We start from the raw sequence: 13465 nt of genomic DNA on the forward strand, positions 1-13465 counted from the left end.
GGGGCTGGGGATCAGGTCCTGACCCGGCCGTCGGCCGTGATCATCGACAGCTCGACGAACTTCGATGCAACGTGGTTCTTTGCTGAGAACGACACCTCGAAGCCGCCGAACTGCTGCCGGTCGATGCTTTCGAGCCCCGTGATGAGGCTGTCGCGCGTGGCCTTGCCCGGCGCGCGGCGCAGGCCCTCGGTCAGCACCTTGGCGGCAAGGTAGCCTTCCATGCTCGAGAAATTGGCGCTGACGCCGGCACCGGCCTTTTTCACCGCGTCGCTGAACTCGCGCGTGATCGCGTTGGCAGGGTTGTAGGGCGAGGGCACCACCTGCGTCACCATGACGCCCGCGCCCTCCTTGCCGAGTTCGTCGGCCAGCGCCTGGGTGCCCACGAAGGACACGTTGAAGAACGTGCCGCCGTAGCCCGCCTTGCGCGCCTGGCGGATGAAGGCGGCACATGCCTTGTAGGCGCCCACCTGGACCACCGCGTCGGGTTTGGCCGCCACGATGGTTTTCACCGCCGCCGCCACGTCGACCGAATTGCGCTCCACCGTGGCCAGCGCCAAGGGCCGGAGGTCCTGCTGCGAGAGCGCCAGTGTCACACCGTCGAGCCCGGCCTTGCCGTACGCATCGTTCTGGTAGAAAACCGCGATCTTCTTCAGGTGGAGGTGGGTGAGCTGCTTCACGATGAGCGCGGTCTCGTCGTTGTACGAGGCGCGCAGGTGGAACACGTTCTTGTGGAACGGCTCGCGCAGCGACATTGCACCGGTGAACGGCGCGATGAAAGGCACCTTGTCCTTCACCGCCAGCGGCAGCGCCGCCAGGCTGGTGGGCGTGCCGATGTAGCCGAAGAGCGCGAACACGTCCTCTTCGATCAGCTTCTGCGTGTTGGCGGCGCAGCGGTCGGGCTCGTAGCCGTCGTCCAGGTTCTTGATCACCACCGCGCGCCGGCCGGACTGCGCGTTGTACTGGTCCAAGAACAGCTTGGCGCCTTGGTGAAACTGGATGCCGAGCTGCGCGGCCGGCCCGGTGAAAGGCGCCGACTGGCCCAGGACCAGCGGCGTTTCGCCCTGTGCCCTGGCCAGCTGGAAGCCACCCAGTGCCGCTGCGCCTGCGGCCACTGAAAAATGTCTGCGATTCATCATGGTGAAAACCTCTTCTGCGCGCACGGTGGCGCGCCAAACCTGGAAAACTTTAGACTTGCCGGATGGTCGATGCCCCGGTCTCCACAACAGCTGTTCTCCCCACTCCCACTTCCACGGTCCTGGGCGCCTGTCCGCACGACTGCCCGGATACCTGCGCCCTTGTCACCACCGTCCAGGACGGCGTGGCCGTGAAGCTGCAGGGCAACCCGGCCCATTCGCACACGGCTGGCGTTCTTTGCACCAAGGTCTCGCGCTACATCGAACGCAACGAGCATGCCGAGCGGCTCGTCCAGCCCCTGAAACGGACCGGCCCGAAGGGCAGCGGCCAGTTCGAACCCGTGAGCTGGGAGGCCGCGCTTGACGACATCGCCGCGCATCTCCGCGCATTGCAGACAAATCCAGACACAATTGTGCCGTACAGTTACGCCGGCACCATGGGTTTGGTCCAGGGCGAGTCCATGGACCGTCGTTTTTTCCACAAGTTGGGCGCTTCGCTGCTGGATCGCACGATCTGCTCCATGGCGGGCGGCGAGGCCATGGTCCACACGCTGGGCGCCAAGGTCGGCATGCGGATCGAATTCTTCGCCGAGGCCAAGCTGATCCTGATCTGGGGCAGCAACTCCATTGCCAGCAACCTGCATTTCTGGCGCCATGCGCAGGCCGCCAAGCGCGCCGGCGCGCGGCTGGTGTGCATCGATCCGCGCAAGACCGAAACGGCTGACAAGTGCGACGAGCACATCGCCCTGCTGCCGGGCACCGACGCCGCGCTGGCCCTGGCGCTGATGCACGAACTCATCGTGCACGACTGGCTCGACCACGACTACATCGCCAGCCACACGCTGGGCTGGGAGCAGTTGCGCGAGCGTGCACTGCAGTGGCCGCCTGCACGCGCCGCCGCCGTGTGCGGCGTCCCCGAGGCACAGATCGTGGCGCTGGCAGAGGCCTACGGCACCACCAGGCCGGCCGCGATCCGACTGAATTACGGCATGCAGCGCGTGCGCGGCGGCGGCAACGCGGCGCGCGCCATCGCCTGCCTGCCCGCGCTGGTGGGCGCCTGGCGCGACCGCGCCGGCGGGCTCCTGTTGAGCAGCTCAGGCCACTTTCCGGCCGACCGCGCCGCGCTGCAGCGCCCCGATCTGCTCGCGGGCCGAAAGCCGCGCACCGTGAACATGAGCACCATCGGCGATGCGCTGCTCGACGAAGCCAAGCCGGTGAAGGCCATCGTGGTCTACAACAGCAACCCCGTCGCGGTGGCGCCCGAGTCGGGCAAGGTGGTGGCGGGCTTCGCGCGCGAAGACCTCTTCACCGTGGTGCTGGAGCAGTTCCGCACCGACACCGCCGACTACGCCGATTACCTCCTGCCCGCCACCACCCAGCTCGAGCACTGGGACATCCACTGCAGCTACGGCCACACCGACGTGCTGCTGAACCGCCCCGCGGTGGCGCCGCGCGGCGAGGCGCGCAGCAACGCCTGGGTGTTTCGCGAACTCGCGCGCCGCATGGGCTTCGACGAGCCCTGCTTCTCGGACGACGACGAGACGCTGTGCCACAGCGCGTTTGCGCCGGGCGCCATCGACTACGAACAATTGCTGGCGCAGGGCTTCACCAGCCTGAAGCTGCCCGAGGCACCCTTTGCCGACGGCAAGTTTCCGACGCCCTCGGGCCGCTGCGAATTCTTCAGCGAGCGGCTTCAGGCGCAGGGCATGGACGGGCTGCCCGACCATGTGCCCAACTACGAAGCGGCGGGCAGCTCCGCCGAGTTTCCGCTGGCCATGATCTCACCGCCGGCGCGCAACTTCCTCAATTCGACCTTCGTCAACGTGACGAGCCTGCGCGCCATCGAAGGCGAACCGCTGCTCGAGATCCATGAGGCCGACGCGGCTGCGCGCGGCATCGAGAGCGGCGCCACCGTGCGCGTCTTCAATCACCGCGGCGAGCATCGCTGCCGCGCCGAAGTCTCGCGCCGCGCGCGGCCCGGCGTGGTGCACGGCATGGGCATCTGGTGGCGCAAGCTCGGCATGGACGGCACCAACGTCAACCAGCTCACCAGCCAGCGCCTGACCGACATCGGCCGCGGCCCGACCTTCTACGACTGCCTGGTGCAGGTGGAGCGTCTCGCTCCTTCGCCCGCGGGGAGCGGGCGGGGGTGAGGGCCGCGCCCGCATTCAGCGCCGCAGCCGCCGCGCTGTTGCTGCTCGGCGGCTGCGCCGACCTGGGCTACTACTGGCAATCGGCCAGCGGCCACATCGGCATCATGCGGGCCGCCAAGCCGGTGCCCCAATGGCTCGCGGACCCGGCCGTTTCCGAGCCGCTCAAGGCCAAGCTCGAACTCGCGCAGCGTATCCGGCGCTTTGCCGTGACCGAGCTGGCCTTGCCCGACAACCCCAGCTACAAGTCGTACGCCGACCTGCGCCGACCCGCGGCCGTATGGAACGTGGTGGCCGCGCCGCCGTATTCGCTCACCCTCAAGAACTGGTGCTTTCCGGTGGCGGGTTGCGTGGGCTACCGCGGCTACTACGACGAGGCCGCGGCCAGGGCCGAAGCCGAGGCGCAGCGGGGCAAGGGCATGGAAACGGCGGTGTACCCGGTGCCCGCGTATTCCACGCTGGGGTGGATGAACTGGGCCGGCGGCGATCCGCTGCTTTCCACCTTCATCGGCTATCCCGAAGGCGAACTGGCCCGCATCGTGTTTCACGAGCTCGCGCACCAGGTGCTCTACGTGCCCGGTGACACGGTCTTCAACGAGTCGTATGCCACCGCGGTCGAGCGCATCGGCGGTGCGTTGTGGCTGCAGCGCGAAGCCAGCGACACGGCGCGCAGCGAGTACGCGCGCTTCGACGCGCAGCGCCGGCAGTTTCGCGCACTGGCGCTCGATACGCGCCGCACGCTGAACCGGGCGTACGAATCCACGGAAGCGAAGGCGGGCAACTGGGCTGCGGTCGACGCCATGAAGAAGGCGGCCATGGACGATTTCCGCGAACGCTACGCGAGGCTTCGCGCAGAATGGCAAGGTCCGCGCCAGGGCGCCTACGATGGCTGGGTGGCCCGCGCCAACAATGCGGCCTTTGCGGCCCAGGGCGCCTACGACGACCTGGTTCCGGGCTTCGAGGCGCTGTTCGAACGCGAGAGCCGCAACTGGCCGCGCTTCTACAAGGAGGTCCGTCGCATCGCCGCATTGCCGACCACCGATGAGCGGCGGAACGCCTTGCAAACGGCCACCGGAATCCAGCAGACAAATTCAAGCCACGACAACAACGGAGATCACGGTGCCTGACATCCTTATCGAAAGAAACCACGCGCTGGGCATTGCCGGCGCCCGCGAGGTCGCGCGCCAGTGGATCCAGCAGGTGGAGCAGGACTACGGCCTGGAGTGCACCTACACCGAAGGCAAGGACCGCGACCTGGCGCAGTTCAGCCGCGCGGGTATCGACGGCACGGTGGAAGTCACGGCCCGCACCTTCAAGCTGGAGGCGACGCTGGGTTTTCTGTTCGCGAGCTTCAGCCAGCAGATCGAGCAGAAGATCTCGCGCAACCTCGATGCGCTGCTCGAAGCTCCCAAAGGCGGCACACGCTTCGCGTGAGCGGGTTCTTCCGGCGACGGCGTAGCCGCTGATCATCGAAGCGCCAGAGTTCACGAAGAGACCGAAGGCCGGTGGCGGCACGGCACACTCTGGCGCCATGACGAACACCTCTTCTTTCCCTTTTGCGCCAACCGCCGGGGGTCCGCTGGCCGGACTCAAGGTGATCGAACTCGGGCAACTGATTGCCGGGCCCTTTGCCGCGCGGACGCTGGCCGACTTCGGCGCCGAGGTGATCAAGATCGAGCCGCCCGGCGCCGGCGATCCGCTGCGCACATGGCGGCTGCTGAAGGACGGCACCTCGGTCTGGTGGCAGGTGCAGTCGCGCAACAAGCGTTCGCTCGCGCTCGACCTGCGCCAGCCCGAAGCGCAGGCCATCGTGCGGCAGCTGGCCGCCGAGGCCGACGTGCTGATCGAGAACTTCCGCCCTGGCGCAATGGAAGGCTGGGGCCTCGGTCCTGACGAACTGCTGGCCGCCAACCCCGCGCTCGTGATGCTGCGCATCAGCGGCTACGGCCAGACCGGTCCCTACCGCGACCGTCCAGGCTTCGGCGTGGTCGCCGAGGCCATGGGCGGACTGCGCCACCTCACGGGCGAGCCCGGCCGCGTGCCGGTGCGCGTGGGCGTGTCCATCGGCGACACGCTGGCGTCGCTGCATGGCGTGATCGGCGTGCTGATGGCAATGCAGCACCGCCATGCCACGGTGAGCGCCGAATATCCGAAAGGCCGCGGGCAAGTCGTGGACGTGGCGCTCTACGAGGCCGTCTTCAATTGCATGGAAAGCCTGCTACCGGAGCACAGCGCGTTTGGCGTGGTGCGCGAGGCGGCCGGCAGCGCGCTGCCCGGCATCGCGCCGACCAATGCCTACCGCTGCGCGGACGGCGGCTACGCCATCGTGGCGGGCAATGGCGACAGCATTTTTCGCCGGCTCATGGCTTGCATCGGCCGGCCCGACCTCGCGGCCGATCCTGCGCTGGCCGGCAACGCGGGCAGGGTGGCGCAGGTGGAAATGCTCGATGCCGCCATCGGCGACTGGACCGCGGAGCGCACGGTGGACGAGGTGCTGGCTGCGCTCGACGCAGCCCAGGTGCCGGCCGGCCGCATCTACACCATCGCCGACATTGCGGCCGATCCGCACTACGCCGCGCGGGGCATGCTGCAGCAGGTGCGCATGTCCGACGGCAGCGCGCTGGCGGTGCCCGGCTTCGTGCCCAAGCTGTCGCTCACGCCGGCCAGCCACCGGCACAACGCGCCCGCGCTGGGCGCGGACACCGATGCCGTCTTGAAAGAGATCGGCCTCAGCGCCGAGCAGATCGCCGCGCTGCATGCGCGCGGCATCGTCGGCTGAGTGACAGGATGGGAGGGTCAGCTCCGAAGAGATTCGATCAGGTCGATGTATTTCTGCTTGGCTTCGTCGGCGCCGAGGCCTTTTTGTGCGGTCCAGGCGTCCCACTTGGCGCGCGCGACGATGTCGCTGAAGCTGGGCTTCTTGGCGGTGTTGTCGCCTTCGGTGGCCTGCTTGAAAAGGCCGTAGATCTTGAGCAGCGTCGGGTTGTCGGGACGCTCTGCCAGGAGCTTGGAATTGCCCTGGGCGGCTTCGAATTGGGCGTTGAGGTCGGACATGGCGGTGAAAAAGAAAGTGAAAAAGCGAATGGCCGCATCTTAAAGTGCGCGGTACCCGGCAGTACCGGCGGCGCCCATCGAGGGGGCGGTGCTCAGTCCGACAACCCCGCCCGCGCCAGCTCCACGTCGAGCCGTTCCTTCGCGTCCACGGGCAGCAGTGCCGCGGCTTTTTCGTACAACTGCGTGGCCTCGCGCAGGCGCGCGTCGCCGTGCAGCATGAGCAGCGCGCGGCCGTATTCCATCAGCGCGCTGGGCGAGTGGGGATGCAGCTCGAGCCCGCGCTCGAACAGCTCGACCGACATCTCGGCGCGCACGCCGTACGTCATGCGGCCGACCAGCGCACCCACCTTGTCGATCACCTCGGCATGGAAGGCGGCCAGGGCGATGTGCGCGTCGGCATGGTCCGGCTGCAGTTCAATCACCTGTTCCAAGGCGCCCTTGAGCTTGCTGCCGAGGCCCTGCGCCAGCGCGCGCGCCACGCTGATTCCCTGGCTGTAGCGGCCGAGCGCATAGGCCTGCCAGTAGAGCGCGTGACAGTTGCCGGGCTCTGATGCAACCTGCGCGGCGGCGCGCTCGATGACCTGGCGGAACATCGAAAGCCGGACCGATTCGCGCGGCTCCAGGTAGTTGGCATAGATGGCGGTGGCCTGGTTGGCCAGCACCAGGCCTTCTGCGCCGTGCAGCAGGCCGAGCGCGGCGGCGCGCTGGAACTCCCCGTTGTGGTACAGCAACCAGCCTTCGGCCAGCGGGTGTCCCTCGGCCGGCGGCGGCAAGGGGTGGCCGGCGTGCAGGCGGGGCCAATGCACAAGCAGGCTCCGCGCGTCGTAGCGCGGCACGTCGGCATAGGGCAGCGGCGTCCAGGGGTCCGCTGTCGTGCCAACCGGGCTGGCGGACATCAGCGAGAGCGGCTTGAAGTCTGGATGGGGCATGGTCTAGGACTGGGCTGCCAAATCGACTGGCGCGGCCGGAGGCGGCGCGCTGTCCGCATCATCGCCGCTGTAGGCGTGGCTCAGTGTCAGCAAATGCCGCCGCTGTTCAGGGCCGAGGTAGGGTGCGAGCAACTGAAGCGCGTGCCGGCCGCCGCGCATCAGCGCCCCCTGGGCATGGGCGGGTTCCAGTGCCTCGCGCGGGTTGCGCACGTATTCGTAGCTGAGCCAGTAGGTCAGCACCACCACCATGCTCTGGGCGAGCGTGTCGACTTCGTGCGCGTCGATCTCCAGGTGCCCGGCCCGGCTCAACCCCGCGATGAGCACGCGGATGGCGCGTGCCTTGTTCTTGAGCACGAGCTGGAACTGGGTTTCGAGATGCCGGTTCTTGCTCAGCAGGTCGTTCAGGTCGCGATAGAGAAAGCGATAGCGCCAGATTAGCTCGAACAGGCTGTGCATGAAGAACCAGGCGTCTTCCACATCGTGCACGCCTTCGCTGGCATGCAGGAGCTCGTTGAGTTCGGCCTCATAGCCTTCGTAGAGCTTGTTGATCAGCTCTTCCTTGGCGGGGTAGTGGTAGTAGAGATTGCCGGGACTGATGTTGAGCTCGCCCGCCACCAGCGTGGTGGAGACGTTCGGCTCGCCGAAGCGGTTGAACAGCTCGAGTGCGGCTTCGAGAATGCGTTGCGCTGTGCGGCGTGGCGCCTTCTTGGCCATGTCAGTCCCCGTTTGTCTTTTGAGGACACTCTAGCGTATGTGCACCGCACCACAAACCGGGAGGGCCATGTTTTTGCGGCGCCGCAGTTGTGCGCCGCCGCAAAAAGGAAGCTCGAGGCGGCGGTCAGCCAGCCTTGCCGCTGCGCCGAACGGTCTTCTTGGTGGCCGCCGCCGCGGGTGCCGCGCTGCGGCCAGCCGTCTTGCGGCTCGCGGTGCGCGTGGGAGCGGTGGTGCTCTTGCCTTGCATGCGCTGCAGCTCGGCCTCGAGGGCTGCCACGCGCGCCAGCAGCGCGGCATGGTCGGCGGCCGAAGGCAGGCCGAGTTTCTCGAGGGCGCGCGCCACGCGCTCTTCGAAGATGTTCTCGAGCTTGCCCCACTGACCTGCCGCCTTGGTGCCGAACTCGCTCGCAAAGCCGGCCATGCGCGTTTGCGCCTGGGCCAGTGTTTCTTCGGCGGCTGCCTGGGTTTTCTTCTGCATGCCGGCGCCGTCTTTCACCAGCGCCTCGAAAGCCTTGCTGCCTTCCTGCTGCATCTTGGCAAAGGCGCCCAGCCCCGCCAGCCAGATCTGTTGCGCGGAATCCTTGATGCGGTCGGAGCCCTTGTTGCCGTGATCGTCGTCCTGGGTAGCCATGCGAATGTTCCTATGAAAACTATCGGGCTACTTTAGCCGCTCGGCGCCCTCCCCGTTAGAGCTTCATGTCTACCAATCGAGCCAATCGGGGCTGCAAGCCGCTAGGCTTTTCCAGCAGCGCGGCTGGCTTCCAGGTGGGTCTTGGCCCGTTCGGCCAGCGCCATTTCACCCGGTGTGCCGGGCACGAAGGGCTGCACCGGAAGCGGCCGGCCGTGCGAATCGACCGAGACGAAGACGATCAGGCATTCGGTGGTCTTGTCCATGGTGCCGCCCTTCATGTCGCCGCTGCGCACCTCGACCGAGATGTTCATGCTGGTGGTGCCGGTGTAGGCCAGCCGGGCCTCGACCTCGACCAGGTCGCCGATCATGATCGGGTGGTGAAAGCGGATGCTGCCGATGAAGGCCGTCACGCAATAACGCTTGGCCCAGCTGGTGGCGCAGGCGTAGCCGGCTTCGTCGATCCATTTCATGACGGTGCCGCCATGGACCTTTCCGCCGAAGTTGACGGTGCTCGGCTCGGCCAGAAAACGAAGGGTGATGGAAGACATGCGCCGCCTTTTTCGTGGGCTGATGGGTGGGAACCCCAATTATGCGAGCGGCCGGCCCCTGGCCGGTTCGCCGCCGGTCGCCATGGCACGCACGTTCAGCCGCCGCCGAACAGTTCCGCCAGCGTGAGCCGGAGCCAGGCGTTGCCGGCGTCGGCATGGAAGCGCTCGTGCCAGTGCTGCTTGACGGCGTAGGCCGGCAGCTCGAAGGGCGGCTCCAGCAGCTTCACCGGTTCCTGCGTGGCCAGCACCTTGCCGAGGATGCTGGGCACGATCACGATGAGTTCGGTGTGCGCCACGATGCGCGCCACGCTCAGGAAGCTCGAAAGACTGGTCACCACGTTGCGCTTGACTCCCAGCCGGGCGATGGTCTTGTCGACGATGGCATGGCCCGTGCCCGATGACGCCACCACGGCGTGTGCCTCGGCCTCGAAGCGCTTGCGCGTGAGCCGCTCGCCGATGCGCGGATGGTTGCGTGCCGCCAGGCAGACGAAGTCCTGCATGAAGAGCGTCTGCTGGTAGAAGCCCGCGTCCAGTTGCGGCATGAAGCCGACGGCCAGGTCGACCGAGCCGTCCTCCAGCCGGCGCGCGCTTTCGGTGGAAATGATCTCGGTCTCGATGCGCACCCCCGGCGCCGCATGCCGCAAATGGCCGAGCAGCCCCGGCAGCAGCACCACTTCGCTGATGTCGGTCATGCAGATGCGAAAGCTGCGTGCCGCGGTGGCGGGGTCGAAGCTGGCGCGCCCGCCCTTGGCCCGGTTCAGCCGGTCGAGGATCTCCTGCACCAGCGGCTGGATCTGCCGTGCATAGGGCGTCGGCTCCATGCCGCGCGAGGTGCGCACGAACAGTTTGTCGCCGAAATGCGCGCGCAACCGGGCCAGTGCGGTGCTGGCCGCCGACTGCGCAATGCCGAGCCGCTCGGCCGCGCTCGACACGTTGGCCGTCTTGTAGACCTCGTCGAGCACCCGCAGCCATTCGAGATCGAGCTGGGCCATGAAAACAACTCCTTGCCGTCACTACTATCAAAAAATAAGATCAAGGCTATCGCCCTGCCTCCATTGCGCCAATAGTAGTACCGGTGGAAGATCGCCGTTTTCCGGAGACAACGGCCACGCGAAGGCCGGAACCGCCATGAATCCCACTGCCAAGAAACTTGCCGCCACCGCGCCCGCCAACGCCGCGGAGCGCCGCGGCTACTACGAGCGCATCCGTCCGCTCCACCTCACGCCGCTGTGGGAGTCGCTGCATGCGCTGGTGCCGCGCGAGCCCAGCACGCCCTGCGTGCCGGCGCTCTGGCGCTATGACGAGATCCGCCCGCTGCTGATGGAGTCGGCGGACCTCATCAACGCCGAGGAAGCCGTGCGCCGCGTGCTGGTGCTCGAGAACCCCGCGCTGCCCGGCAACTCGTCGATCACGCAGTCGCTCTACGCCGGCCTGCAGCTCATCATGCCGGGCGAGGTGGCGCCCTCGCACCGCCACGTGCAGTCGGCTTTGCGCTTCATCGTCGACGGCAAGGGGGGCTACACCACGGTGGGCGGCGAGCGCACCACCATGTACCCGGGCGACTTCATCATCACGCCGTCGTGGGCCTGGCACGACCACGGCAACGAGGGCGTCGGCGGCACGGCGGAGCCGGTGGTCTGGCTCGACGGGCTCGACATTCCGATGCTGCGCTTCTTCGATGCCGGCTTTGCCGAGAACGACGACGCCAAGGTGCAGCACGTGGCGCGCCCCGAGGGCAACAGCCTGGCGCGCTTCGGCCACAACATGGTGCCGGTGCGCCATGACCACGTGTCGTCCACCTCGCCGATCTTCAACTACCCCTACGCCCGCAGCCGCGAGGCGCTGGCCCTACTGCAGAAGCAGGAAGCGCCCGATGCCTGGCTGGGCCACAAGCTGCGCTACATCAATCCGCTGACCGGCGGCGCGCCGATGCCCACCATCGGCACCCAGCTGCAACTGCTGCCCAAGGGCTTTGCGGGCAAGACGCACCGCGCCACCGACGGCACGGTCTACAGCGTGGTCGAAGGCCGGGGCAGCGCCGACATCGCGGGCCAGCGCTTCGAGTTCGGGCCGCGCGACACCTTCGTCGTGCCTTCGTGGGCGCCGCTTCGCCTGTCGGCGACCGGCGAAGACGTGGTGCTTTTCAGCTTCTCCGACCGTCCGGTGCAACAGGCGATGGGCATCCTGCGCGAAGCCTTCCTCGACGAGGCCTGAGAGCCGGCCGGACTTTTTTCTTTTCTTGCTTTGCATTGACCCTGTGCCGCCGCGCGCGGCAGGAGCCTTCATGTCCTTCGTCTTCACGCCTCCTTCCATCGTCGGCCTGCCCATTGCCGGTTCGAGCGACTTGTTCCCGGTGCGCCGGGTCTACTGCGTGGGCCGCAACTACGCGGCGCATGCGCGCGAGATGGGCTTCGACCCCGACCGCGAGCCGCCGTTCTTCTTCTGCAAGCCCAACGACGACGCCTCCGTGGTGCCCGTGGCCGAAGGTGAAACCGGCGCCATTCCGTACCCGCCGCTCACGAGCAGCTACCACTTCGAAGCCGAGCTGGTGGTCGCGATCGGCAAGGGCGGCAAGGACATTGCGGTGGAGCGGGCGGCCAGCCACATCCATGGCTATGCCGTGGGCCTGGACATGACGCGCCGCGACCTGCAGATCAAGATGCGCGAGCAGGGCCGCCCGTGGGAGATCGGCAAGGCCTTCGACTTCTCGGCGCCCATTGCGCCGCTACGCACGCTCGCCGACGTGGGCGAGATCAATGCCGGTGCCATCACGCTCGAGGTCGACGGCCAGGTGCGCCAGAGCAGCGACATCACGCACCTGATCTGGTCCGTCAACGAGGTGATTGCCAATCTCTCGACGCTCTTCACGCTGCAGCCCGGCGACCTGATCTTCACGGGCACGCCCGAAGGCGTGGGCGCGGTGAAGCCCGGCCAGACCCTCAAGGTGAGCATCGACAAGCTCCCCTCGCTTACCGTGCGAATCGACTGATCGAGCATTGCGAAGAGGCCCCACCATGAGCACATCTCCCCCGAAGAATCCCCCCACCGTTCTGCTCGTCGGCGGCGGCATCGGCGGCATGGCGGCCGCGCTGGCGCTCGCGCGCCTCGGCGTTTCCATCGACCTGCTGGAGCAGAGCGCCACCATCGGCGAGATCGGCGCCGGCCTGCAGCTCGGCCCCAATGCCTTCGCCGCGCTCGACGCACTGGGCGTGGGCGAGGCGGTGCGCCAGAGTTCGGTGTTTACCGACAGGCTCGTGATGATGGACGCGGTCGATTGCGGCGAAGTGGCCTCCGTGCCTGTGGGCGAGGCATTTCGCGCGCGCTTCAAGAATCCGTATGCGGTGAGCCACCGCGCCGACCTGCACGGCGCCATCCACGAGGCGGTGAAGCAGCATCCGCTGATTCGCTTTCATACGTCGGCCCAGGTCGAGTCCATCGATATCGGCACGGGCAAGGCGCAAGGCGTGGTCGCCACCACGCGCGACGGCCGCCGCTTCGAGGCCGACGCCATCGTGGGTTGCGACGGCGTGAAATCGGTCGTTCGCGCCAGGCTCGTCGGCGACGAGGCACGCGTCTCGGGCCACGTGGTGTACCGCGCCGTGGTGCCGGTGGCCGACATGCCCGCCGACCTGCGCTGGAACGCGCCCGTGGTCTGGGCCGGCCCCAACTGCCACCTGGTGCACTATCCGCTGCGCCATGGCGAGCTGTACAACCTGGTCGTCACCTTCCACAGCCGCGACAAGGAAAAGTGGGGCGTGTCCGAAGGCAGCAAGGAAGAAGTGCTCTCGTACTTCGATGGGGTGCATGCGCGCCCGCGCCAATTGCTCGACCGACCCACGTCGTGGCGCCGCTGGAGCACGGCGGACCGCGATCCGGTGGAGCGCTGGAGCGAAGGCCCCGCCACGCTGCTCGGCGACGCGGCGCATCCGATGATGCAATACCTCGCGCAGGGTGCTTGCATGGCGCTCGAAGACGCGGTGACGCTGGGCGCTGCGGTGCAGGCCTGCGATTTCGACATGCCCGCCGCCTTCAAGCTCTATGAGGCCGCGCGCATTCCGCGCACCGCCCGCGTGGTGCTGTCGGTGCGCGAGATGGGCCGGCTCTATCACGCCAAGGGCGTGGAACGTCTTGTGCGCAACAGCCTCTGGGTGGGCCGCACGCCCGAACGGTTCTACGATGCGGTCGAATGGCTCTATGCCTGGCGGCCCGAGCATTGCCTGGACGATGCGCGACCGGGCTGCTCGGCCGCGGTGATTTCGGCGCACTGAATCGAACGGATTTCTTCCACCATCACCATTCGAGGCCA

14 protein-coding genes are annotated in these 13465 nt (G+C 67.4%); 7 read left to right on the forward strand and 7 right to left on the reverse strand.

Annotated features, from left to right (window positions below; genetic code table 11):
• Positions 1 to 11: 11 nt before the first annotated feature.
• A complete protein-coding gene (locus BLR24_RS23410) occupies positions 12 to 1136 on the reverse strand; it encodes an ABC transporter substrate-binding protein (protein WP_093021547.1) in 1125 nt (374 codons plus the stop codon).
• 62 nt (positions 1137 to 1198) lie between these two features.
• Between BLR24_RS23410 and BLR24_RS23415 the strand changes: the two genes are divergently transcribed.
• From BLR24_RS23415 to BLR24_RS23430, 4 genes are all read left to right on the forward strand, one after another.
• Positions 1199 to 3286, forward strand: coding sequence for a molybdopterin-containing oxidoreductase family protein (locus BLR24_RS23415; RefSeq protein ID WP_093021414.1), 2088 nt, complete (start codon positions 1199 to 1201; stop codon positions 3284 to 3286).
• Positions 3283 to 4410: an aminopeptidase gene (locus BLR24_RS23420; protein WP_093021417.1), complete on the forward strand. Its 1128-nt coding sequence runs from the start codon at positions 3283 to 3285 to the stop codon at positions 4408 to 4410. Before BLR24_RS23415 ends, BLR24_RS23420 begins: the two co-directional genes overlap by 4 nt.
• Positions 4403 to 4717, forward strand: a complete 315-nt coding sequence (locus BLR24_RS23425) for a polyhydroxyalkanoic acid system family protein (protein WP_093021420.1) — start codon at positions 4403 to 4405, stop codon at positions 4715 to 4717. Before BLR24_RS23420 ends, BLR24_RS23425 begins: the two co-directional genes overlap by 8 nt.
• Positions 4718 to 4814: 97 nt before the next feature.
• Positions 4815 to 6062: a CaiB/BaiF CoA transferase family protein gene (locus tag BLR24_RS23430; RefSeq protein WP_093021423.1), complete on the forward strand. Its 1248-nt coding sequence runs from the start codon at positions 4815 to 4817 to the stop codon at positions 6060 to 6062.
• A gap of 17 nt (positions 6063 to 6079) precedes the next feature.
• Here the strand turns inward: BLR24_RS23430 and BLR24_RS23435 are convergent, their stop codons facing one another.
• The 6 genes from BLR24_RS23435 to BLR24_RS23460 all read right to left on the reverse strand — a co-directional run bounded on the left by BLR24_RS23435 (position 6080) and on the right by BLR24_RS23460 (position 10151).
• Complete coding sequence (locus BLR24_RS23435) at positions 6080 to 6337, reverse strand: acyl-CoA-binding protein (RefSeq protein WP_093021426.1); 258 nt, start codon at positions 6335 to 6337, stop codon at positions 6080 to 6082.
• 92 nt (positions 6338 to 6429) lie between these two features.
• A complete protein-coding gene (locus BLR24_RS23440; RefSeq protein WP_175543335.1) occupies positions 6430 to 7266 on the reverse strand; it encodes a tetratricopeptide repeat protein in 837 nt (278 codons plus the stop codon).
• Between the two features lie 3 nt (positions 7267 to 7269).
• Entirely contained in the window at positions 7270 to 7980 is a 711-nt protein-coding gene (locus BLR24_RS23445; protein ID WP_093021429.1) for a TetR/AcrR family transcriptional regulator, read from the reverse strand.
• Between the two features lie 124 nt (positions 7981 to 8104).
• A complete protein-coding gene (locus BLR24_RS23450) occupies positions 8105 to 8611 on the reverse strand; it encodes a phasin family protein (protein ID WP_093021432.1) in 507 nt (168 codons plus the stop codon).
• A 101-nt stretch (positions 8612 to 8712) separates the two neighbouring features.
• A complete protein-coding gene (locus BLR24_RS23455) occupies positions 8713 to 9159 on the reverse strand; it encodes an acyl-CoA thioesterase (protein WP_093021435.1) in 447 nt (148 codons plus the stop codon).
• A 95-nt stretch (positions 9160 to 9254) separates the two neighbouring features.
• On the reverse strand, positions 9255 to 10151 hold the full coding sequence (locus BLR24_RS23460; RefSeq protein WP_093021438.1) for a LysR family transcriptional regulator: 897 nt from the start codon (positions 10149 to 10151) through the stop codon (positions 9255 to 9257).
• A 136-nt stretch (positions 10152 to 10287) separates the two neighbouring features.
• Here BLR24_RS23460 and gtdA point away from each other — a divergent pair, with 136 nt between their 5' ends.
• From gtdA to BLR24_RS23475, 3 genes are all read left to right on the forward strand, one after another.
• Positions 10288 to 11373, forward strand: coding sequence for a gentisate 1,2-dioxygenase (gene gtdA, locus BLR24_RS23465; protein ID WP_093021441.1), 1086 nt, complete (start codon positions 10288 to 10290; stop codon positions 11371 to 11373).
• Positions 11374 to 11443: 70 nt separating this feature from the next.
• Positions 11444 to 12148, forward strand: coding sequence for a fumarylacetoacetate hydrolase family protein (locus tag BLR24_RS23470; RefSeq protein WP_093021553.1), 705 nt, complete (start codon positions 11444 to 11446; stop codon positions 12146 to 12148).
• Positions 12149 to 12173: 25 nt separating this feature from the next.
• Entirely contained in the window at positions 12174 to 13427 is a 1254-nt protein-coding gene (locus tag BLR24_RS23475) for a 3-hydroxybenzoate 6-monooxygenase (RefSeq protein WP_093021445.1), read from the forward strand.
• Positions 13428 to 13465: the final 38 nt, after the last annotated feature.

The organism is Variovorax sp. OV700, assembly GCF_900099805.1.
GTDB lineage: Bacteria > Pseudomonadota > Gammaproteobacteria > Burkholderiales > Burkholderiaceae_C > Variovorax.